At 69.4% G+C, this 22,744-nt stretch carries 14 protein-coding genes; 6 read left to right on the top strand and 8 right to left on the bottom strand.

The window, feature by feature from the left end; all coding sequences use genetic code 11:
• Nucleotides 1-19: 19 nt before the first annotated feature.
• Entirely contained in the window at nucleotides 20-454 is a 435-nt protein-coding gene (locus ATM97_RS28770) for an SRPBCC family protein (protein ID WP_218721321.1), read from the bottom strand.
• A 174-nt stretch (nucleotides 455-628) separates the two neighbouring features.
• Here ATM97_RS28770 and ATM97_RS28765 point away from each other — a divergent pair, with 174 nt between their 5' ends.
• Entirely contained in the window at nucleotides 629-2,065 is a 1,437-nt protein-coding gene (locus ATM97_RS28765) for an FAD-binding oxidoreductase (protein ID WP_218721350.1), read from the top strand.
• Entirely contained in the window at nucleotides 2,062-3,378 is a 1,317-nt protein-coding gene (locus ATM97_RS28760; RefSeq protein WP_218721320.1) for a class I SAM-dependent methyltransferase, read from the top strand. The genes ATM97_RS28765 and ATM97_RS28760 overlap by 4 nt, the downstream gene beginning before the upstream one ends.
• A 45-nt stretch (nucleotides 3,379-3,423) precedes the next feature.
• Here the strand turns inward: ATM97_RS28760 and ATM97_RS28755 are convergent, their stop codons facing one another.
• The gene (locus ATM97_RS28755; protein WP_218721319.1) at nucleotides 3,424-6,951 is read right to left on the bottom strand and encodes a serine/threonine-protein kinase; all 3,528 of its coding nucleotides are present in this window, start codon (nucleotides 6,949-6,951) and stop codon (nucleotides 3,424-3,426) included.
• A 212-nt stretch (nucleotides 6,952-7,163) separates the two neighbouring features.
• Here ATM97_RS28755 and ATM97_RS28750 point away from each other — a divergent pair, with 212 nt between their 5' ends.
• Nucleotides 7,164-8,039 carry an exodeoxyribonuclease III gene (locus ATM97_RS28750; RefSeq protein WP_218721318.1) on the top strand — a complete coding sequence of 292 codons (876 nt, stop codon included), beginning with the start codon at nucleotides 7,164-7,166 and terminating at the stop codon, nucleotides 8,037-8,039.
• Nucleotides 8,040-8,121: 82 nt separating this feature from the next.
• Here ATM97_RS28750 and ATM97_RS28745 read toward each other — a convergent pair whose 3' ends face one another.
• From ATM97_RS28745 to ATM97_RS28735, 3 genes are all read right to left on the bottom strand, one after another.
• The gene (locus ATM97_RS28745; RefSeq protein WP_218721317.1) at nucleotides 8,122-10,272 is read right to left on the bottom strand and encodes a 3-hydroxyacyl-CoA dehydrogenase NAD-binding domain-containing protein; all 2,151 of its coding nucleotides are present in this window, start codon (nucleotides 10,270-10,272) and stop codon (nucleotides 8,122-8,124) included.
• Nucleotides 10,273-10,314: 42 nt separating this feature from the next.
• On the bottom strand, nucleotides 10,315-11,529 hold the full coding sequence (locus ATM97_RS28740) for an acetyl-CoA C-acetyltransferase (RefSeq protein ID WP_218721316.1): 1,215 nt from the start codon (nucleotides 11,527-11,529) through the stop codon (nucleotides 10,315-10,317).
• A gap of 188 nt (nucleotides 11,530-11,717) precedes the next feature.
• On the bottom strand, nucleotides 11,718-14,555 hold the full coding sequence (locus ATM97_RS28735) for a DNA polymerase III subunit gamma and tau (protein WP_218721315.1): 2,838 nt from the start codon (nucleotides 14,553-14,555) through the stop codon (nucleotides 11,718-11,720).
• Nucleotides 14,556-14,995: 440 nt separating this feature from the next.
• Here ATM97_RS28735 and ATM97_RS28730 point away from each other — a divergent pair, with 440 nt between their 5' ends.
• On the top strand, nucleotides 14,996-15,820 hold the full coding sequence (locus ATM97_RS28730) for a hypothetical protein (protein WP_218721314.1): 825 nt from the start codon (nucleotides 14,996-14,998) through the stop codon (nucleotides 15,818-15,820).
• 77 nt (nucleotides 15,821-15,897) lie between these two features.
• Entirely contained in the window at nucleotides 15,898-17,178 is a 1,281-nt protein-coding gene (locus ATM97_RS28725) for an ammonium transporter (protein ID WP_218721313.1), read from the top strand.
• Nucleotides 17,179-17,182: 4 nt separating this feature from the next.
• On the opposite strand, the gene ATM97_RS34920 is transcribed toward ATM97_RS28725, so the two are convergent.
• Both ATM97_RS34920 and ATM97_RS28715 read right to left on the bottom strand, forming a co-directional pair.
• Nucleotides 17,183-18,280, bottom strand: coding sequence for a neutral zinc metallopeptidase (locus tag ATM97_RS34920; RefSeq protein WP_308248654.1), 1,098 nt, complete (start codon nucleotides 18,278-18,280; stop codon nucleotides 17,183-17,185).
• An 80-nt stretch (nucleotides 18,281-18,360) separates the two neighbouring features.
• Nucleotides 18,361-19,272, bottom strand: coding sequence for a neutral zinc metallopeptidase (locus ATM97_RS28715; protein ID WP_218721312.1), 912 nt, complete (start codon nucleotides 19,270-19,272; stop codon nucleotides 18,361-18,363).
• A gap of 278 nt (nucleotides 19,273-19,550) precedes the next feature.
• Between ATM97_RS28715 and ATM97_RS28710 the strand changes: the two genes are divergently transcribed.
• Nucleotides 19,551-21,176, top strand: a complete 1,626-nt coding sequence (locus tag ATM97_RS28710; RefSeq protein WP_218721311.1) for a DUF2207 domain-containing protein — start codon at nucleotides 19,551-19,553, stop codon at nucleotides 21,174-21,176.
• Between the two features lie 61 nt (nucleotides 21,177-21,237).
• Here ATM97_RS28710 and ATM97_RS28705 read toward each other — a convergent pair whose 3' ends face one another.
• Complete coding sequence (locus tag ATM97_RS28705; protein WP_218721310.1) at nucleotides 21,238-22,518, bottom strand: ROK family transcriptional regulator; 1,281 nt, start codon at nucleotides 22,516-22,518, stop codon at nucleotides 21,238-21,240.
• Nucleotides 22,519-22,744: the final 226 nt, after the last annotated feature.

Here is a 22,744-nt window from a genome sequence, read left to right as displayed (position 1 = left end):
CGATGTTCGCCCGGCTGGATCAGGCCAGCTCACGCTGGAGATTGCCCAGCACCTCGGCCTGGATCTTCTTCAGGCCCAGGGGCGCGAAGATGCCCTCGAAGATGCCCGACACGCCGCCCGCGCCGGTCCAGGTGGTGCGCAGGGTGACCTGCGAACCGGCGCCGTCCGGGGTGACGGTCCAGGTGTTGACCATCGAGGAGTTGGCGTCGCGCTCGGTGAGGATCGAGTCCGACACGGTGACGTTCGCGCGCACGTTGCGCGAACGCTTCTCGGTCGCCTGCAGCGTCCACTCCACCACGGTGCCCGCGCCCTTGCCGCCCTCGACGACCTTGTAGTCGCGGTAGTGCGAGGAGAGGATGCGCGGACGGATCGTCTCGTAGTCGCCGATCGCTTCGAGCGTGCGCTGCGGATCCGCGGCGACGACGATCGAACTGCTGGCGCTGACCTGTCCCACTGTTGACTCCTTGTCGGGGTGCGATATCTCGACCGGGTTACATCCTGCCCTGCGCCTCACCAGATCGCCCGACCAGGTTGGGCGAAAGGGAAACATGTGCGTGACATTTCGACGTGGCGGGGTGGTATTCGGTAGCCCGACGGACACGGTCGTACTAGCGTCGAATGCGTGGCAGTGAGTCTTTTGGGTAGGGCCGGCCACGAACCGGCCGCACGCGAGTCTGGATATGCCGCGCACCGGGAGGGTGTGGAGCGACTGCTGGCAAGCTATCGCGCCATTCCACCCGGCGCCGTCGTCCGCTTGGCGAAGAAGACGTCCAACTTGTTCCGGGCCAGGGCGGCCAGCACCGCGCCCGGCCTCGATGTGTCGGGCCTCGGGCGGGTGATCGCGGTGGACCCGGAAGCGAGAACCGCCGATGTCGCGGGCATGACCACCTACGAAGACCTGGTGGCGGCCACGCTGCCGTACGGTCTCGCGCCGCTGGTCGTGCCGCAGCTCAAGACCATCACCCTGGGCGGTGCCGTCACCGGCCTCGGGATCGAGTCCACCTCGTTCCGCAACGGCCTTCCGCACGAATCCGTGCTGGAAATGGACGTGCTGACCGGTTCCGGTGAGATCGTCACGGTGAAACCCGAGGGCGAGACCGCCGATCTGTTCCGCGGGTTCCCCAACTCCTACGGCACGCTGGGCTACACGGTCCGGCTGAAGATCGAGCTCGAACCCGTCGAGCCGTATGTCGCGCTGCGCCACGTGCGCTTCCACGACCTGCGCGAACTCGAAGCCGAGCTCGAGCGCATCGTCACCGAGCGCAGTTACCAGGGCGAACGGGTCGACTACCTCGACGGCGTCGTGTTCACCGCGACCGAGAGCTATCTCACCCTGGGCAGGCAGACCGACGAGCCGGGCCCGGTCAGCGACTACACCGGGATGGACATCTACTACCGCTCGCTACAGCACGCCGACGGCGTCAAGCGGGACCGGCTGACCATCCACGACTACCTCTGGCGCTGGGACACCGACTGGTTCTGGTGCTCACGCGCCTTCGGCACCCAGAACCCGAAGATCCGCCGGTTCTGGCCGAAGGCCTACCGACGCAGCAGTTTCTACTGGAAGCTGGTCGCCCTCGACCGCAAGTACCACATCGGTGACCGCTTGGAGGCCCGCAAGGGCAATCCACCGCAGGAGCGGGTGGTCCAGGACATCGAGGTACCGGTGCACCGCACCGCCGATTTCGTCGAATGGTTCCTGAAGGAAATACCGATCGAGCCGATCTGGTTGTGCCCGTTGCGGTTGCGCGAGACCGCCGGCGACCCGGCGGGCGACCGTCCGTGGCCGCTGTACCCGCTCGAACCGCGGCGCACCTATGTCAATGTCGGCTTCTGGTCGGCCGTCCCGAGCAAGCCCGGTCAGCCGGAGGGGGCGGCCAACCGCGCGATCGAGAAGATCGTGTCCGAATTCGACGGGCACAAGTCGCTGTACTCGGATTCCTACTACGCCGAGGACGAGTTCGCCGAGCTGTACGGCGGCGAGACCTATACCGAACTGAAGAACCGTTACGACCCGGACCAACGACTGCTGAATCTGTATTCGAAGGCGGTGCAACGCAAGTGACGACATTCAAGGACCGATCCGAGGTATTCGCCGAGCTGGGAACCCGGCTCACGATCGCCGAGGTCTTCGAGACGCTCATCGACGGCGAGATCCCGATCCGGCTGACCGCCTACGACGGCAGCGCGACCGGGCCGGCGGACTCGCCCTACACCCTCGACATCAAGACACCGCGCGGTATCAACTACCTGGCCTCGGCACCCGGCGATCTCGGCATGGCCCGGGCCTATATCGCCGGTGACATGGTCGCCGAGGGCGTGCACCCCGGCGACCCGTACAACATCCTCCAGGCCATGCAGGCGATGAAGTTCCATCGCCCCTCGGCGTTGTCGCTGGTCACCATCGCCCGCTCGCTCGGCTGGGAGCGGCTCAAGCCGATCGCGCCGCCGCCGCAGGAGACCCTGCCCCGCTGGCGCCGGATCGCGCTGGAGGGCCTACGTCACTCCAAGACCCGCGACGCCGAGGCGATCCACCACCACTACGACGTCTCGAACAAGTTCTACGAGTACGTCCTCGGTCCCTCCATGACCTACACCTGCGCGGTCTACGGCGAACCGGACTGGACCCTCGAGCAGGCCCAGGAGAACAAGTACCGGCTGATCTTCGAGAAGCTGCGGCTGAAGGAAGGCGACCGGCTGCTCGACATCGGCTGCGGCTGGGGCGGCATGGTCCGTTACGCGGCCCGGCGCGGGGTCAAGGTCATCGGCGCCACCCTCTCGGCCGAGCAGGCCGCCTGGGCGCAGCAGAAGATCGAGGACGAGGGCCTGGGCGAGTTCGCCGAGGTCAGGCACAGCGACTACCGCGACATCCCCGAGGGCGAGTTCGACGCGGTCTCCTCGATCGGTCTCACCGAGCACATCGGGGTGCACAACTACCCGTTCTACTTCGGCTACATCAAGGACAAGTTGCGCGACGGCGGCCTGTTCCTCAACCACTGCATCACCCGGCCGGACAACACCCGCACCACCAAGGCGGGCGATTTCATCGACCGCTATGTGTTCCCGGACGGCGAGCTGATCGGCTCGGGCCGGATCATCTCCGAGGTCCAGAACATCGGCCTCGAGGTGCTGCACGAGGAGAACCTGCGCGAGCACTACGCGCTCACCCTGCACGAATGGTGCAAGAACCTGGTGGAGAACTGGGACGCCTGCGTCGCCGAGGTCGGCGAGGGCACCGCGAAGGTGTGGGGCCTGTACATGGCGGGCTGCCGGCTCGGCTTCCAGCGCAATGTGGTGCAGCTGCATCACGTGCTGGGCGTGAAGCTCGACAAGAACGGCACCTGGGACGTCCCGCTGCGTCCGTGGTGGCAGCCGTAATCCGGTCCTGAGCTCGGGTGCGCGGGCGCGCACCCGAGCTTCGGCTCAGACCAGCAGTTCGTCGAGGAAGTGGCCGGGCACCTCGGCGAGCAGGGGATGCGGCTGTCCCTCGTGCGATTGCGTGCGCAGCACGTGCAGCAAGCCGACGACACCGGGCCCCGCGTCGAGCAGTGGCCTGGTCCAGCCGAGGTCGGCGCAGGTGCGCAGCACCGGCAGGACCAGCCCGGTCGCCTCGCCGACCCAGCCCGCCGACGCCAGACACTCGGCGAGCAGCAGCGTGGCGTCCAGTTCGGCCCGGGGCCGGGACTGATCGAGCAGCCGCGCGTAGAGCACCCGGGCGTGCCGGGCGGCCCGGTCGTCGGCGCGCAGGCGTTGTTCGGCCAGCAGCGCCCTGATCTCGGCGAATTCGCGGGCCTCGGCGATGAGCACCGCCGCACCCGACTTGCTCCGCTTGCCGTTGCCCGACGGGTCGGCGGCGAATCGGTCGACTGCGTCACCGGCGGGCAGGCCCAGCCGCGACCGCTCGGCGCGGACCTGCGCGTCGAGACGGGCCAGCCCGTTCGTCGCGGCCACCCGCGCACCCTCGTCCAGCCGCGCCGACGCCGTGTACTGGTCGCCGAGCGCGGCCTTCACCCGCGCGCCGGTCACGAAGGTCGCGACCAGGAAGTCGACCGGCCCGACCCGGGTGACCAGCTCATGGCTCTCGTCGAGCAGCCGGTCGGCCAGGTCCAGGTCGCCGCGCCGGTAGGCGACCTCGCCCAGGAGCGCCGCGGCCACCCGCACGGCGTCCGAACGCGGCCCGGCCCGGTCCCGCGCGGTGTCGTAGGCCAGCTCGAAACACGCGGTGGCGGTGGCGATGTCGAGTTGTTCGTAGGCGGCGTCACCGCGCGCGCACAGGCCGAAGACCGGGCCGAGTGGGTCCTTGGACCGCGCGTGATACTCGGCCGCCCAGTCCTGCATCTCGGTCGCGCCGGCGAAGTCGAACTCGCACAGCCGGACGAACGACACCAGGTTGGCCGCGGTCGAGACCGTCCACGCGGGCAGCTCGTCGGGGGTCGCCAGGCAGGCGGCGAGTTTGTCGGCCACGCCGTCGAGGTCGTCGTGGGCGACCTGGTCGGCGGCCTCGAGCACTGTTGCCGCGCAGCGCTGTTCGGCCAGTTCCGGTTCGCCGCCCGCACCGCGGGCCAGCAGATTCGACAGCCGGCCCAGTGCCGACCGCGCGGTGCTGGTCTCCTGCAGGTTCATGTTCGCCCGCGCCACCGCCATCAGCAGCTTGGAGCGGGAAGTCACCTGCTGCACCGGCAGTTTCGAGACGCTGCCGAGCAGCGTCGCCAGCCGGGACCGGTCGATCAGGTCCATGCCGCCGCTCTCCAGCAGATCGGCGGCCAGCTTGAGGTCGGTGGCGGCCAGCGCGTGGTCGACCGATTTGCGCAGCAGCTGGTGCTCGGCGTACCAGCGAGCCGCCTTGCGGTGCAGCACCTTCGCGCGTCCGGGGTGTTCGCGCTCGAGCCGGGCCCGCAGGTGCTCGGCGAACAGCGGCTGCATCCGGTACCACTCCGGGTCGTGCTCGATCCGGTGCAGGAACAGTTCGCGCTGTTCGGCCTGTTCGAGCATGGCCGCGCCGTCGGGCACGTCGGCGAGGACGGTGGCCAGCGAACCGCTGACCCGCTCGACCACCGAGATCGCCATCAGGAACTCCAGCAGTTCCGGCGCGATGCTGTCGAGGACGTTCTCGGCCAGGTATTCCCGCATGCCGTGGCCGCCCTCGGCCAGCGAGCTCAGCAGCTGGGTCGGGTCGGCCTTGCCGCGCAGGGTCAGGCTCACCAGCTGGATCGCGGCGGGCCAGCCCTCGGTGGCGGTGTGGATCTGCTCGACCTGCTCGTCGGTGAGCGCGAAGCCGTTGCGCTCCACCAGGATCTGCCGCGTCTCGGCCTCGGTGAGCCGCAGCTCCGCCGCGCCCAGTTCCACCAGTTCGTCGCGCACCCGCAGCCTGCTGATCGGCAGCCCGGACTGATCGCGGCTGGTCACCACGAAACGTACGTGGTGGCAGCCGTTGTCGAGCAACGCGGCCATCGCCCGGTGCACCCCGGGGTCGCGGACGCGGTGCCAGTCGTCGACGACGACGACCACGCTGCGATCGCTGGCGTGGATCTCATCGATCAGGGTCGCGATCACGAAGGCGGCCGCGTCGGCCGGACGCTCTTCGAGCACCTGCTCCAGACCGGCGCCGACATCGGGACGCACCCGGCGAATGGCCTCGATCAGGTGGGCCAGGAACCAGATCTCGCTGTCGTCGTCCTGGTCGATGCCGAGCCAGGCCACCGGGATGTCCCTGGCGACCAGGTCGGCCCGCCACTGGGCGGCCACCGTGCTCTTGCCGAATCCGGCGGGCGCGTGCACCAGCGCCAGCCGACGATTGCCGCCCGCACGCAGCACGTCGAGCAGACGCTGGCGTGGAAACGGCTCGCGGGCCGGCGTCGGCGGCCGGAACTTGGTGGCCGCGGTGGGTGGCAGCGTGCCGGTGGGCCCGGTGCCACCGCTGCGCAGCGGGACCGAGGCGCCCGCGGGCTGGAGGGTCAACGGCCAGCTGCGCCGGGCGGTCACGGCCTTGAGCGCTTCCGGGGTGCCCGCGTCGATCTCGACGGGCTGGGTGTCGAGCAGAGCCATCTCGTCGGGCATCTGGCCGTGCGCGCGCTGCACCTCGCGCAGCATCTCGCCGAACTCGTAGGCCGAGGCGGGCCGGTCCCCCGGCTCCGGCGACATCGCCGACTCGATCACCGCGGCCACGTCGTCGGGGATGTCCTGGGCACGCAGGTCGGGCACCGGCTGGGTGGTGATCCGCAGGAACTGCGCGACGACCTTCTCGCCGGCCTGCCGTTCGAAGGCGGCGTGGCCGGTCAGCAGGGCGAACAGGGTCGCACCGAGCCCGTAGATATCGGACTGCACGGTCGGTTCCTGCCCCCTGAGCACCTCGGGCGCGGTGAACGCGGGCGAGCCGGTGATCAAGCTGCTCGAGGTCTGGAAGCCGCCGGGGATGCGGGCGATGCCGAAGTCGGTGAGCTGCGGTTCGCCGTACCCGCTGATCAGCACGTTCGCCGGTTTCACGTCCCGGTGCAGAATCCCCGCCCGGTGCGCGGATTCGATCGCCGCGGCCAGTTTCACCCCGGCGCGCAGGGTATCGGCCCAGGTCAGCGGGCCACGATCATGGATGAGACGTTCGAGCGACCCGCGCGAGCAGTACGGCATCACGATCAGCGGCAGCCCGGTCGCGGTCACGTCGACCTGCAGGATGTCGACGATGTTCGGATGGCCCGAGAGCCTGCCCATCGCCTGTTCCTCGCGCAGGAACCGCTCCCGGCTCTCCTCGTCGATCTCCGAGGACAGCACCTTCACCGCGACCACCCGGTCCAGCGCGGGTTGCAGACACCGGTAGACCACGCCGAATCCGCCGCGCCCGATCTCCTTGGCCCCGGTGAGGCCCATGGCGTCGAGCTCGGCGATGACGGTCTCGTCGACCTCGCCGGGAGCCTGCTGGCGCTGCGTGTTCGCTATGCGCGACTGCTGCGGATCCATGTGACCACCTCACACATCGAATCGGCGTCACCGGCGTATCGGTCGGCGTGGGACCTATCGGACGCGCGCCCGAATATCCGCACATATCCAAGCTAGCGCGATATGGCATCCATCGGGTGGAGATTCGATGCTGTGGCGGCCACGGTTGGCCGACACCGGAGTTGAGCGCAGCGCGAGCGCGGGCGGTGGGCGGTTCAGGCACAGTGTTGCGCATGAGTTCCTCGGTCGGCGATTCGTTCACTGTCGCCACGTTCAATGTCAATGGGATTCGCGCGGCGCGGCGTCGCGGGTTCGACACCTGGCTGCGTGCTCGGTCGGCCGATGTCGTCGCGCTGCAGGAACTGCGTTGTCCCGCCTGGGAAGTGGGGTCATTTCCGGGCTACTCGGCAGCTGTCGACGTCGGTTCCGTGGCCGGTCGGAACGGGGTGGCTGTGCTGACGAGAGTTCCCGCCGCCGCGGTGCGGACGTGGGTGACCCATCCCCCCAAGGCCCGCGGACTCGGCGAGTTCGCCACGCAAGGTCGCTACCTCGAGGTCGATCTGGCTGACCGCGCGGTGACGGTGGCCTGCCTCTATCTCCCGAAGGGCGGCCTGCCCGCGCAGCTGCAGCGTCCGGGCTCGATGCGTGAACAGCCCGATGGCGGTCTCAAATACGAGCGCAAGCACCGGTTTCTCGCGGCCTTCGCCCGCGAACTGCATCGGAACCGGCTCGCGGCGCGCGCGGCGGGACGCGAGTTCCTCCTCGTCGGAGACCTGAACATCGCCCATACCCAGCACGACGTGACCAACTGGCGTGCCGCGCGCACGATGGACGGCTTCCTGCCCGCCGACCGCGACTGGTTCAGCACGGTGCTGGGCACCCGCAGGCTCGTCGACGTGGTGCGGCAGGTGCACGGCGAGCGGCCGGGCCCGCTCACCTGGTGGAGTTGGGCGGGCCAGTCCTTCGTCAAGGACGTGGGCTGGCGGGTGGATCACCAGCTCGCGACACCGAAACTCGCCCGGCTGGCCACGGCCGTCGTCGCGGACAAGGAATCCTCACCCGACGAGCGGCTCTCCGACCACGCGCCGCTCGTGGTGACCTACGGCTGATTCGGCGCGAGCCGGCCTCATGCGGAAAGCCCGCCACCGCGAACGGTGACGGGCTTCCGGACCGGCCGGAGCCGGGTACTGCTTACTTGCGCAGCGAGGCCGGGACCTCGAAACGCGGGCCGAACTTCTTCGCCAGCTCGTCGGCGCGGGCCACGAAGGCCTCCTGGCCACCGGGGTAGCCCACGATGAACTGGTGCGAGCCGCCCGACCAGGCCGGGAAGCCGATGCCGAAGATCGAGCCGATGTTCGCGTCGGCGGTGCTGGTGAGCACGCCTTCGTCGAAGCACTTCTGGGTCTCGATGGCCTCGGCGAACATCATCCGGTCCTTGAGGTCCTGGAAGGTGACACCCTCCGGGAGCTCACGGCTGGAGTTGTAGAGCGAGCGCAGCTCGTCCCACAGGCCGGTGGCCTTGCCGTCGACGTAGTCGTAGAAGCCGGCGCCGCCCGCCTTGCCCTTGCGGTCGTACTTGCCGACCAGGGTGTCGAGCACCTCGGCGGTCTTCGCGGACGCGGCGTTGAGCTCGCCACCGGCCGCGAGGATGGCCTCGGCGGTCTCCTTGTAGATCTTCTGCATGGTGGTGAAGTTCAGCTCGTCGCTGAGCTTCAGCGGCGCGGCCGGGTAGCCCGCCTGCAGACCGGCCTGCTCGACGGTGGCCGGGTCGACACCCTCGGCGACCATGGAGATGGCCTCGTTGATGAAGGTACCGATCACGCGCGAGGTGAAGAAGCCACGGCTGTCGTTGACGACGATCGGGGTCTTCTTGATGGCGAGGGTGTAGTCGTACACCCGGGCCAGCGCCTCGTCGGAGGTCTTCTCGCCCTTGATGATCTCCACCAGCGGCATCTTGTCCACGGGGGAGAAGAAGTGGATACCGATGAAGTCCTCGGAGCGCTTCACACCGTCGGCCAGCAGGGTGATCGGCAGGGTGGAGGTGTTCGAGCCGAGCAGCGCGTCGGCGTCGACGATGTCCTCGATCTCCTGGAAGACCTTGTTCTTGAGCTCGGGGTTCTCGAACACGGCCTCGATCACGAAATCGACACCGGCGAAGTCGGCGGCGTCCGCGGTCGGGTGGATGCGAGCCAGCAGCGCGTCGGACTTCTCCTGGGTGGTCTTGCCACGCGAGAGAGCCTTGGCCTCGATGGCCTCCGAGTACGCCTTGCCCTTCTGGGCGGCCTCGAGCTGCACGTCCTTGAGGACGACCTCGTAACCGGCCTTGGCGGAGACGTAGGCGATGCCCGCGCCCATCATGCCGGCGCCGATGACACCGATCTTCTTGATCTCACGCTTGGGCACGTCCTTCGGACGCGAGCCGCCACCGTTGATGTGGTTCAGGTCGAAGAAGAACGCCTGGATCATGTTCTTCGCGACCGGACCGGTCAGCAGGCTCGTGAAGTAACGGCCCTCGATGGTCAGCGCGTTGTCGATGTCGACCTGCGCGCCCTCGACCGCCGCGGCCATGATGGCGCGCGGGGCGGGCATGTTGGTGCCCTTGATCTGCTTGCGCAGATTGGCCGGGAACGCGGGCAGGTTCGCCGCGAAGGCCGGGGTGGACGGGGTGCCACCGGGGATCTTGAAGCCCTTCTTGTCCCACGGCTGGGCAGCGTCGGGGTTGGCCGCGATCCACGCCTTGGCGGCGGGCAGCAGCTCCTCGACCGAGGACACGACCTCGTTGATCAGGCCGATTTCCTTGGCCTTGGTCACCCGGTGCCGCTGACCCTGCAGCAGCACCTGCATCAGCGCGTTCTGCAGGCCGAGCATGCGCACGGTGCGGGTCACGCCGCCGCCACCGGGCAGCAGGCCCAGGGAGACCTCGGGCAGGCCGATGGCCGAACCCTTGACGTCGGCCGCGACGCGGTAGTGGGTCGCCAGCGCGATCTCCAGGCCACCGCCGAGGGCGGCGCCGTTGATCGCGGCCACGACCGGCTTGCCGAGCTGCTCCAGGCGGCGCAGCGGGGCCTTCACGCCCTCGAGCATCGCCACGACCTCGGCCGCGTTGTCCGGGCCGACCTGCATCATGTTCTTCAGGTCGCCGCCGGCGAAGAAGGTCTTCTTGCCGGAGGTGATGACGACACCGGTGATGTCGTCTTTCTCCGCCTCCAGGCGATCAACGGTCGCGGCCATCGAGGTGATGTACGCGTCGTTCATGGTGTTGGCGCCCTGGCTGGGGTCGTCGATGGTGAGGACGACCACGCCGTCGGCGTCCTTCTCCCAGCCGATGATGTTGTCAGTCATAGTTTTTCGTTCTCTCCTATGAGAAGTGAAGTCGGCTGGGGATCAGACGCGCTCGATGATGGTGGCGACACCCATGCCGCCACCGATGCACAGGGTGACGAGGCCGTAGCGCGCGTTGCGGCGCTCCAGCTCGTCGACCACGGTGCCGGTGATCATCGCGCCGGTGGCACCCAGCGGGTGGCCCATGGCGATCGCGCCGCCGTTGACGTTCAGCTTCTCGTCCGGGACGTTGAGGTCCTTCTGGAACTTCAGCACCACGGAGGCGAACGCCTCGTTGATCTCGACGAGGTCCATGTCCTCGATCGTCAGGCCGGCCTTGGCCAGTGCCTTCTTCGCGGCCGGGGTGGGGCCGGTCAGCATGATGGTGGAGTCGGCACCGGAGGTGGCGGTCGCGACGACGCGGGCACGCGGGGTCAGACCCGAGTTCTTGCCCGCCTCCTCGGAACCGATCAGCACCAGGGCGGCGCCGTCGACGATGCCCGAGCTGTTGCCACCGTGGTGGACGTGGTTGATCTTCTCGATGTAGGTGTACTTCTGCAGCGCGACGGCGTCGAAGCCACCCATCTCACCGATGCCGGCGAAGGAGGGGTTCAGCTTGCCCAGGTCGGCGGCGGTGGTGCCGGGACGCATGTGCTCGTCGTTGTCGAGCACGACGAGGCCGTTCTGGTCCTTGACCGGAACGATCGACTTGGCGAAGTAGCCGCCGGTGGTGGCCTTGGCGGCCAGCTCCTGCGAACGCACCGCGTAGGCGTCGACGTCATCGCGGGAGAAGCCCTCGATGGTGGCGATCAGGTCGGCCGAGATGCCCTGCGGCACGAAGTAGCCGTCGTAGTTGGTGGCCGGGTCAAGCGCCCAGGCGCCGCCGTCGGAGCCCATCGGCACGCGCGACATGGACTCGACACCACCGGCGAGGACGAGGTCGTCGAAGCCGGAGCGAACCTTCTGCGCAGCCAGGTTCACGGCCTCGAGGCCGGAAGCACAGAAGCGGTTGAGCTGGAAGCCACCGACGGTGTCGGGCAGACCCGCGATGGTGACCGCGGTGCGGGCGATGTCCATGCCCTGGTCACCGACGGGGGTGACGACACCGAGGATGAGGTCCGAGATCTGGTCCTCGTCGAGGTTGGGGAAGCGGCCACGCAGCTCCTGGATCAGACCAACAGTCAGATCGATCGGCTTGACCGAGTGCAGCGAGCCGTTCTTCTTGCCGCGGCCGCGCGGAGTGCGGATGGCCTCGTAGATGTAGGCCTCTGTGGTCATATCGGAGTGTTTCCTTCCTTGGGGTGCGGTGGCCGCACGAACGCCACGACCAACTGTCTCGACGCCGTACAAATCCGGCAGCACCAGCGGAGCATAGAGCCATGCTCCATCCGGCGATTCCGGCCACCCGTTCATACTACCGTGGTGTGCGAACTCCGGTTAACTTAACGTGGTCCAGCCGGTGGCTGTCAACCATCCAGACTCTTCGCTCCGAGCTCGTCTCGCAGCAACGCCAGAGCGACCTCGTCCGGGTCCTGCCGATCTCCGGGCGCCACCGGCTCCGCGGCGGCGGCCAGCATCTCCTGCTCCTCTTCCGGCGTCGGGGGCGCCAGCACCGCGTCACCCGGCCTGGCACCGCGCCCGGAATCGCCACCGGACCGGCTCGACTCGGCCCCATACCCCTCGTCGGGACCGGGGTCGTCGGGTAGGTCGGGGAAGTCGGGCGGCGGGATGTCGTCGTCGGCGGCCGACTTGGCCTGACCCGACGCGCCCGCCTGCTGACCGCCCCCGGCCTGGCTCGGCCGGGAGAACTTGGGACGGCCCGCCGGTTTCGCCTCGCCCTGACCGGTACCGCGCGCCGCGCTCGCCGACTTCGCCGCCGGACGCGGCGCGGGCGCACCCGTCTCCCAGCGCACATCCAGCTCGCGACCGAGCACCGCGCGCACCGCCGACCGCACCGCGTCGATATTGCGCGGATCCGACAGCCGCTGCGCCAACGGCGGGCTCTGATGCGCGAACACGATCACGTCGCCCTCGGCCCGCGACACCGCCGCCCCCGACAACAGGGCCTGCAAGGTCGGCCCGAATTCCCGCACCTTCCCCTTGATCTCCGCCCAGGCTCCGTCGACCAGCGCGACAAGATCCTCCGCCGGTGCGGCCGGTGACTGCGATGCGGAGGGCTGCTGCGATGCGGCCGGCTGCTGCGAAGCAGAGGCGGCGGGTTGCTGCGGAGCGGCGGCGGGCTCCTGGCGCGGCGCCGCAGTCTGCGGTCCTGTGGATTCGTGCGGAGACACGACGCTCTGCGCGGGCGCCTGACGCGGCGGCACTTCCGGCATCACCGCGGGCGCTTGGCCAGCCGGTTCCGTACCAGCGACCGATGCGGGAGAAACCGCCGACTGCGGGGCCGTGACCTGGTGCGGAGCCACGTGTTGCGGAGCGGCCTGTTCGCGCGCAGCCGCCGGACGCTGCGTATCGTCAGCGACCTGCTCGATGTCGCGCGACGGTGACGCGCCTGCGGGAGCGGCCGCGCCCGAGCGCGAAACAGCCTGTGCCGCCTCACCTTCTACGCCAGGGATGGGGGCCTCGCCCTGCGTCAACACGACTGCCCCGCCGTCAGAAACCAAAGCCGCACCCGAATGCGACTGCGCGGCAGAACCTTCCACAGCGGCGCCACCGATCGCCGGACCCGGCTGACCTGCGGCAGAACCCTGCTCCTCGACCGAGCTCGACGGTGCGGCCGCCACACTCTGCCGCCCAGCCGACGCGGCTGCCGCACTCTGCCGGTCAGCCGACGCGGCTGCCGCGTTCTGCCGGTCAGCCGACGCGGGTGCCGCACTCTGCTGCCCAGCTGGTGCGGGCGCCACATTCTGCTGCCCAGCCGGTGCGGGCGCCACATTCTGCTGCGCAGGAGCCTGGGCCGTGGACTCGAACGCGACTGGGCCGCCCGCGGCGGGGCGCTCACGGTGGGGCGTGGCCGAACCGCCTGCGGCCGCTTCCTTTTCGGCGCGGGCGGCGGCCAGGAGCTCGGCGCCTCGGCGACGGCTCTCGGCGCCCGCGGGGCGGGGAGCCGGGCGCTCGGACGGAGCGGCGTGCTCGGGGGATGGTTCGCCGGCCGCGGGGCCGGGGCGGGCGGGGGCGGAAGGCACTGCGCCGCCGGCGAATCCCCGCTCCAGGCGTTCCAGGCGCTGGAGGGTGGCGGATTCGGCGTCGGAGACCGACGGCAGGAGCATGCGGGCGCAGATGACCTCGAGCAGGAGGCGGGGGGCGGTCGCGCCGCGCATTTCGCCGAGGCCCTCGTGCAGGAGTTCGGCGTAGCGGGTGAGGGTGGCTGGGCCGAGGCGTTCGGCCTGGTCACGCATGCGTTCCAGGACGCCGCCGGGGCCGGAGACCAGACCGCGCTCGGCGGCGTCGGGCACCGCGCGCAGCAGGATCAGATCGCGCAGGCGCTCGAGCAGGTCGACGGCGAAGCGGCGCGGGTCGTGGCCCGCCTCCATCACGCTGTCGATGGTGCCGAACAGCGCGGCGCCGTCGACGGCGGCGAGCGCGTCGATCGCGTCGTCGATCAGCGCGACGTCGGTGACGCCGAGCAGCGAGACCGCGCGCGGGTAGGTGACGCCCTCGGGCCCGGCACCGGCCAGCAGCTGGTCGAGCACGCTCAGACTGTCACGCGGAGATCCCCCGCCCGCCCGGATGACCAGCGGATACACCGCTTCCTCGACCGGCACGTGTTCCTGCTCGCAGATCTTGCCGAGCAGGCCGCGCATGGTCGCGGGCGGCAGCAGCCGGAAGGGGTAGTGGTGGGTGCGCGAGCGGATCGTCGGCAGCACCTTGTCCGGTTCGGTGGTGGCGAAGATGAAGATCAGGTGGGCGGGCGGCTCCTCGACGATCTTGAGCAGCGCGTTGAACCCGGCCGTGGTGACCATGTGCGCCTCGTCGACGATGAACACGCGATAGCGCGACTCGGCGGGCGCGTAGAACGCGCGATCGCGCAGCTCACGGGTGTCGTCGACACCACCGTGACTGGCCGCGTCGAGCTCGATGACGTCGAGATTGCCCGCACCGCCCGGCCCGAGCGCCACACAGGATGCGCAGACCCCGCACGGCGTGGAGGTCGGCCCCTCCACACAGTTGAGCGAGCGCGCGAGGATGCGCGCCGACGAGGTCTTGCCGCAGCCACGGGGACCGGAGAACAGATACGCGTGACTGATCCGTCCGGTATCCAGCGCCGTACTCAGCGGGTCGGTGACATGCTCCTGACCCACTACCTCAGCGAACGTCGCCGGTCGATACTTCCGGTACAGAGCCACGGCCCACAGGCTACCGCCGCACTGTGACAGGTGGATGAGCGGCCGACGCGTTGCCGGGCCGTCCGAACCCCGCCGCACAAACGTGATGTAGATCACAGTTCGGGTGCGGGTTCGGAGCGGGTGGGCAAACCCGGTCAGTGAAGCGTTACGACGGAGCTAACGACTGCATCGCGCGCGGCGAATCGCCAGAAGAACAGCAATCAATCCTGGTTGCCGTGGAAATGCGTACCGGTTCCCCGATTGACGGTCCCTTTCTGGATGTAACGAAACAATCAATCGTCGTGACAGCGGCGCAAGCCCCTGGCTACCGTGGATCTCGGCAACTTCGGTGGCCAAACCTTCATCAGGTTGGTGACCCCGGCCGGTCCCTCATCCCGACCGGGGCACAACCTTCGCGCACCGTATCGCTCCCCCACCGCCGACCGGAGGAACGTTTCACCGTGCTGTCGTGTGATGACATCGCAGCCGCCTGGCTCGCCCACACCGACTTCGCCGGCGACCACGCCGCGGTCGGACTGCTGAGCCGGGCGATCAGCCCCCAGGACTTCGACATCAAACGCGATTCGCTGCCCGTCGCCGCCGCGGCGGACCCGGCGACCGCAGCCGCCATCCTGCAACTGCTCGAACGCGGGCAGGTGCCGACGATGGCGGCCATCCGTACCCTCACCGCGCAGAACGAGATGCGCCGGGAGGCCGAGCGGATCGAGCGGCTCGGCAGGCGCGCCCAGCGCAGCATCGACGAGTTCGGCCGCATCCTGGCCCGGCTCGCCGCCGCGCACTGGTCCGAACACGGCATCGGCCCCACCCGCCGCGACATCCTCGCCGATGCCGAGATCACCGAACTCATCGCCGAGCGGGTCGGCGAGATCGCGCCGTCGGCGGTCAAGCATCTGTGGCTGATCGAGCGTGCGCAGCGCGCGGGCTGGATCGCCTCGAACGCGAATCCGGGTTCGCTGTGCCCGGCCCGCCGCTGGCACACCACCAAGTACGGCAACCGGGTGTCGCAGAAGCCGGTCAACATGATCGGCAAGCTCGTCGCCGGCTTCGTCGTCGAGCACACCGCCGAGCGCGGCAGGCCCCCGAGCTGGGCGGCGCTGGCCAGGGACGCACGCGACGATCGCGGCAGGCGGGTCTTCTTCGATGTGGCCGATGCGCACGCCCAGCGGCGCTGGCTGATCACCGCCGAATGGCTCGCCGACGGTGATGACCTGCCCGTTCCCGGTAAGCGCGGCACCAGGGCACTGGCGAAGGAAAACCGCGGCTAGAACCCGGCCGACACCAGCACGGATGGTGAGCATTCGGTAATTTCCTTGCAACGCAATCACGCGTGAAAGGAGTTACCGTGCCCGCAACGATCGATCCTGCGGCCACCGCCTGGCTTCTCGCGGCTACCGCCATGGTGCTGTTGATGACGCCAGCGCTGGCTGTTTTCTACGGCGGGATGGTGCGCTCCACCGGCGTACTGAACATGCTCATGATGAGCTTCATCGCGATTCCGCTGGTCACGGTGGTGTGGCTGGTGGCCGGGTACAGCCTGGCCTTCGGGGACGACGCGGGCGGCGGCCTGATCGGCGATCTCGAGCACGTCGGCCTGGCCGGAATCAACCCCGACTCGGTGCGCGGCACGATTCCGGAGCTGCTGTTCGTCACCTTCCAGCTGACCTTCGCGATCCTCACCGCCGCCCTGGTCTCCGGCGCGATCGCCGACCGCGCGAAGTTCTCCGGCTGGATGGTCTTCGTGCCGCTGTGGACGCTGGCCGTGTACGCCCCGATCGCGCACTGGGTGTGGGGTCCCGACGGCTGGCTGCTCGGTTTCGGCACGCTCGACTACGCGGGCGGCCTCGTGGTGGAGATCGCCTCGGGTGCCTCGGCGCTGGCCCTGGCTTTGGTACTCGGCCCGCGCATCGGCTTCAACATCGACGCGATGCGTCCGCACAACCTGCCGTTCGTGCTGCTCGGCGCCGGCCTGCTGTGGTTCGGCTGGTTCGGCTTCAACGCCGGTTCCGCGCTCGGCGCCACCGGCACCGCGGCGGCGGTCTTCCTGAACACGCTGGTCGCGGGCAGCCTCGGCATGCTCGGCTGGCTGATCGTCGAGCAGATCCGCGACGGCAGGCCGACCACCTTCGGCGCGGCCTCGGGCGCGGTGGCCGGCCTGGTCGCGATCACCCCGTCCTGCGGCGTGATCAACACCCTCGGTGCGGTGATCGTCGGCCTGGCCGCCGGTGTGGTGTGTTCGTTCGCCGTCGGCTGGAAGCACAAGGCGGGCTACGACGATTCGCTCGACGTGGTCGGCGTGCACTTCGTCGGCGGCATCGTCGGCACGGTCCTGATCGGCCTGCTCGCCACCGAGGTGATGACCGGCGGCGTGAACGGCCTGTTCTACGGCGGCGGCTTCGCCCAGCTCGGCAAGCAGCTGGTCGGCGTGCTGGTGGTCGCGGCGTACGCGTTCGGGGTGTCGTTCGTGATCGGCAAGCTGATCGACAAGGTCATCGGGTTCCGTGTGAGCAAGGAAGACGAGACCGCGGGCATCGACTTCGCCCTGCACGCCGAGACCGCGTATGCCGAAGGCGTGCACGGCAGTTCGCCGCGCCGCTTCGGCGAGGGGCACTACGGGGGTCACTGACCCCCTAGCTGACCTCGTCGGCCGGGGACAACCAGGTGTTGCATTCGAAGTTGCGGTTCTTCGAGTAACCCTGGTTGTACCAGTTGCCGTTGTGCTCAGGCGTTCCGTGATCGCGGTGGCGGCCGTTGCCGTCACCGCGGTTGTAGTTGTGCTTGACCGCGGCGTAGCCCTCCTGCGAGGTCCACGAACCGCCCGCCTCGGCCGAACCGATGTACATGCCGCCGAAGCAGCTGGCCTGCAATTCCATTCGGCGTGAGGTCTCCAGCCCGCCGACCGAGGTGGCGCCCTGCTCGCGGCGCTGGTTCGACGAGGCCTGCAGCAGTCCGGTCAGTCCCTGCACGTGGTGGCCGTACTCGTGCGCGTACACCGACAGCGCCTCCATCGGCGGATACGGCGTGTTGTGCAGGACCAGCCCGGCCGTGGACATGTAGATCGTGCTCGACGCGCTGCAGTAGAACGCGTCGCTGGTGGCGCCGCCGCACGGCGAGGACAGCTCGGACGGATTCACCGCGACCTCGAGTCCGGGGCTGCGGAACGGCAGGTTCGCCGCGGCGAGGTTGGTCCGCCACATCTGATCCAGGCAGCCCTGCGCGGCGGCGAAGAAGGCCTTGGCCGTCGCCGCGTCGGTCGACCAGCGCGGCAGATCGCAGTCCATGTTCGGCAGGAAGGCGCTGTTGTCGCGGAACAGCGGATGCTGGCCCAGCGCGATCACCGGTTGCGGCCCAGCGGGTTTCGTCGTCGTCGGCGCGGTGGTGCGGGCCGAGGTGCGCACGGTGGTCTGGCTCGTCGTGGTCGGCGCGGGCGTGGCCGAACTGCTGTAGGTGAAACTCGGCGGCGTCGTCGTGGCGACGTCGCGCTTCGAGGAGTCCTCCGACAGCGAGACCGCCGCGACCAGCAGCGCACCGACGATCCCACACACCGTCAGCACGGTCAGCAGCGAACCGAACCACCCGCCGCCACCCCGGCGCGGCGGCGGATACCCCGGCGGCGCATAGCCGTACGGCGGCGGCAGCGGGCGGGGGTACCCCGGCGGCATCGGCCTGCCGTACGCGGGCGGAACCGGTCGGCCGTAGGGCGGCTGCGGCGGATACACGTCACTCACTCCAGCAGTTCATCGAGGTTCGGCAACTGGCAACTGATCTCGCCCGAGTCCGGCCGGAAATCGCGGAAAGATGGAAACCGCTAGCTCACTTCGCTCGCCGCGGCGGTGAAGGTGTTGCACTGGGCGGTCAGGTTGCGCTGCAGCCCGGCCTCGAACCACTGCCCACCGTGCTCGGAGGTGCCGTGATCGCGCATGTCGCCCGGTCCGTCGCCGCGGCCGTAGGAGTCCTTGGTGGCGACGGTGACCTGCGCGGCGCTCAGCGAGCCGCCGCCCTTCGACGACGCGATGAACATGCCGTCGAAGCAGTTGGCCTGCAATTCGACCCGCCGCGAGAGCTCGAGGCCCTTGGGCGAGCGGGCGCCCGCGTCGACGCGTTCGGAGTTGGCCTTGCGCAGGATGCCCGACTGGGCCTGCACGTGGTGGCCGTACTCGTGCGCGAACACCGACAGGTAGACGACCCAGTTGTCGCGGAACTGATCGGTCTGCAGCTGGCTGATCGGCATGTAGATGGTCTTGTTCGCCGCGCAGTAGAAGGCGGCGAAGTTGCTCGTCGAGCCGGTGCACGGCGTGGTGATGCCCGCGGTGGTCGCGGTGACGCTCAGCGTCGGCGACTCGAACGGCAGGTTGTTGGCCGCCAGCAACGGCTTCCAGGCCGCCTCCAGGCAGGTCGCGGCCGATTCGAAGAAGGCACGCGCCTTCTCGACCTGGGTGCTCCATGGCGCGTAGTCGCAGGACGCGGGCACCAGGGTGCCGTCGGAGTCGGTGAGCAGCGGGTTGTCGCCGGTGGCTGCCGGTGCGGTGCCGGGCTGCGGGGTGTAGGTGGTGCTCGGCTTCGGGCCGATCGCGCCGATGCCTGCGTCGATGCCGGTGCTGACGGCGAACTTCACCAGGCCGCCGACCACGAGGAAGACGATCACCAGGAACAGCGAGGTCAGACCGCCGCGGCGTTTGCGCGGCGGCGGGGTGGGCCTGCCGGGCGGACCATAGGGCATCGGCGGTGGCCGGTATCCCGAGGGCGGGCCGTAGCCTTGCCTGGGCCCGTAACCCTGTGGATAACCTTGCGGCTGTTGATAACCAGGTGGACCATAGCCTGGTTGCGGTCGATATCCCGGGGGCGGTCCATAGCCAGGGGGCGGCGGAACCGGTCGTCCACCTGGACCGACCGGGCCATAACCGTACGGTGGTTGGGTCACGTCCCCCGTACCCCCTCGTCTCGTGAGTCGCCGACAGCCGCTGACGCAGAATAGCAAGCTGTCTAGAGTAAGCAGCCATGCTGACTTTTCGGGGGGGCGCCGCAGGCGCGCTGCTGCTCGCTTCGGCGGGATTGCTCGCGGCCGCGCCGGTAGCCCACACGGAGCCCGCGCCGGCCGGCGTCACGATCACCGCCGATCTCACACTGACCGAGGACGGCGTGCTCCAGGTCACCGAGACCGTCGGGGTGCCCGCCGATGGAAACTTCACGATGTCACTGCCACTGCGCCTGAAGGTCGGCGACGATGTCGAGCGGATCTTCAAAGTCACCGACGTCACCGCGAGCGGCGCAGGCACCGCGACCACGGTCGACGACCAGTTCGTCGTCGAGTCGAAGCCTGGTGAATCCAAGTTCACCTACTCGCTGCACAACACCGTCTCCGACGCACCGGGCACCCAGGTGTTCCACTGGCTCGGCGTGATGAACGCCGACATCGCCGCGCTCGACGTCTCGGTGATCAGCCCCAGCTATCAAATGGGCATCGTCGACTGCAAACTCGGCCCGGCGGGCAATCCCAAGCCGTGCGCCGATGTGCACACCGAACCCGACGGCGTGCTGTACCTGAGCCAGCGCGATCTGCGTAAGGGCGATGCGATCGACCTCACCCTGCAGCTGCCGCCCGGCACCGTGCCCGCCAACGCCGATGTGCGCGGCGGCGACTCGGAGAACTTCTTCGCCTTCACCACCCCGGTCCTCGCCGCGTTCGGCGCGCTGCTGCTGGCGCTGGCGGCGATGGTCGCCTACGTCCTGACCGCCAGGAAGCGCGCCGCGGCCGCGCTGGCGGGCAGCGACACCTTCCAGCCGATCGTCCAGCAGGGCGGCCGGGTGGACTTCGTCTCCCCCGACGGCGTGCTGCCCGGCGAGGCCGGTCTGCTGCTCGACGAGCACGTCGATCCGGTCGACATCGCCGCCACCGTGGTCGATCTCGCGGTCCGGCGCTACATCTGGATCACTCCGGTGAACGCGCGCGGCGAGGACGACTGGCGCATCAGCCGGGTCAACGCCCCCGACGACCAGCTGCGCGACTACGAGCGCACCGTCTACGACATGCTGCTGCCCGAGGGCACCGACACCGTCGCCGTGCGTGAGCTCCGCGCGCCGGGCCGGATGCAGCTCGACCCGGTCCGTGCCGCCATGCGCGCCGACGCGGTCGCCACCGGCGCCTTCGCCGACCCGAAGCAGCGCGCGCTGCCCCGCTGGCTCGGCGGCGCGCTGATCGTCCTCGGCGTGATCGCCACCGTAGTGCTCGCGCTGACCGCCGGTCACGCGCTGGTCGGCGTCGCGATCGCGCTGGCCGGTGTGGCCGCGGTCCTGCTGCCGAACTACCTGCCGACCAGGACCACCCTCGGCGACACCGTCGCGGGCCGGGTGCGCGCCATGCAGCGCGGTCTGGATACCGTTGCTCGCGAACAGATCCCGCCGATCGATCAGGAGACGGTGTTCTCGCGCGCGCTGCCGTACACGGTGATCAGCGGCCGGGCCGACAACTGGATCCGCGCCTTCCGCGACATGGATCCGTCGGCCGATTCCCAGCCCGGCCTCTACTGGTTCGCTGGCTACGACCGGGACCGGAACCTGCACCGCTTCGCCGCGCAGTTCCCATACTTCATCACCGCATTGGAAGGCGCGTTCAACCCCCGCTGACGAATGCCGAACGGCCGCTTCGGTAGTGCCGAAGCGGCCGTCGGCCTGTCCGGGGCGCCGCTCAGATCCGGCGGATGGCCGCCAGCGGGTCGGCGTAGAGCGCGCTGAGCGAGGTGACCACGGCGGCGAATTCCTGCACCTTGCCGCCGAATCCGCTGATCCGGATGTCGGTGGGCGGGAGCTGGGTGCTCTGGGTGAACGCCCTGGCCACGTGCGGCAGCGCGGGGCGATAGCCGGTGAACGCCTGGCCGCCGAGGACGACGCGGTCGGGGTTGAGCATGTCGCGCACCAGCGCGACGGTCTGCCCGAGCATCGTGGCCCGCTCGGCGAGCAGTTCCCGCGCGCCCTCGGAGCCGGACTCCGCGGCCCGGTAGAGGTCGGCGATGGTGGTGCCCGCGGTGCCGTTGTGCGCCGGGATGATGCCGCGGCCGACGGCCCTGGCCTGCAGCGCGCGATCGCCGACGGTCACTTCCAAGCAGCCGCGACGGCCGCAGGTGCACTGCACGTCCGAGCCGGTGGGCAGGTGCGCGATGGAACCGGGACCGTTGTTCGGGGTGTGCACGCGACCGTCGAGGGTGACGGCGATGCCCGCGGTCTCACGGACGTAGAAGTAGAGGCTGCTGCCGTTCTGGGCGGCGGGCAGTTCGGTGTCGGGCTCGGGCCTGCGCGCGTCGAAGGTCGGCAGCAGCAGTTCCGACGCGGCCATGGCCTCCACGTGCGGCGCGACCGAGACCGGCAGCTCCAGCACGTCGCCGAGGACCTGCCCGATCGGGGCGCCCTTCCATTCCAGCTTGGGGTGGTCGACCACGCCGGTATGCGGGTCCACCCGGCCGCCGATGGCGACGCCCGCCCACAGCGGGGTGCGCCGGTGCCACCGCTGCAGGAACGCCTTGGCGCTGCGCGCGACCGTGGTGACCGCGAATTCCTGACCGGTCTGCGGGGTCGCGATGGCGAGGCCGCCCAGGATCCGGCCGCGCAGATCGGCGGCGACGATCTTGGTCGCGGCGGCGCCGATGTGGATGCCCAGGGTCAGGTAGGCGTCGTGGTCGATCTCGAACGGCACGCGGGGCCTGCCGACCGCGCCGGCAGCGGTCAGATCGGGCCGCTCGCGCAACAGACCGGCCGAAAGCAGCGAGGCCACTTGCCGGTTCACCGTGGCGATGCTCAGACCCGTTGCCCGCGCGGCGTTGTCGCGTGAGACCGGTCCGGAGGCGGCGGTCCGCAGGACAGCGGCGGCGGGGTTGTCGCTACGGCGCAGTTCGGGGGCGACGACGGGACGGGATACCCGAGAGCGACCGGCGCCCGTCCGAGCGGCGGGACGATCGATGATGGGAGTAGACATATGAAGTTCCTTGCTGAAATCCCGTTGTCCCAACGGAATTGCCGACACGTAGGGCGTGGCAGCTCGCGAGCCGCAGAAGGCTCAGCTGCAGCATCAGGAACGACAAAGTTCACGCGTCAACGGCAACCGCAAGCCGATAGCGGCGGTCACGTAGGTGACCCGCTTGGCGAGGAGATGGTTGCCGGACATAACAATCAAGCTAACACCGAATCCTGGCCCGTCCAAC

The sequence above is a fragment of the Nocardia sp. MH4 genome (assembly GCF_019266065.1).
GTDB classification, from domain to species: Bacteria; Actinomycetota; Actinomycetes; order Mycobacteriales; family Mycobacteriaceae; genus Nocardia; species Nocardia canadensis.
This window is presented reverse-complemented; position numbering and strand designations above follow the sequence as displayed.

Excerpts from the sequence above, each read along its gene's own strand:
- ATM97_RS28755 (WP_218721319.1), bottom strand. The coding sequence starts at position 6,951 with ATGGATCCGCAGCAGTCGCGCATAGCGAACACGCAGCGCCAGCAGGCT.
- ATM97_RS28750 (WP_218721318.1), top strand. The coding sequence starts at position 7,164 with ATGAGTTCCTCGGTCGGCGATTCGTTCACTGTCGCCACGTTCAATGTC.
- ATM97_RS28745 (WP_218721317.1), bottom strand. The coding sequence starts at position 10,272 with ATGACTGACAACATCATCGGCTGGGAGAAGGACGCCGACGGCGTGGTC.
- ATM97_RS28740 (WP_218721316.1), bottom strand. The coding sequence starts at position 11,529 with ATGACCACAGAGGCCTACATCTACGAGGCCATCCGCACTCCGCGCGGC.
- ATM97_RS28715 (WP_218721312.1), bottom strand. The coding sequence starts at position 19,272 with ATGCCCTATGGTCCGCCCGGCAGGCCCACCCCGCCGCCGCGCAAACGC.
- ATM97_RS28710 (WP_218721311.1), top strand. The coding sequence starts at position 19,551 with ATGCTGACTTTTCGGGGGGGCGCCGCAGGCGCGCTGCTGCTCGCTTCG.
- ATM97_RS28705 (WP_218721310.1), bottom strand. The coding sequence starts at position 22,518 with ATGTCTACTCCCATCATCGATCGTCCCGCCGCTCGGACGGGCGCCGGT.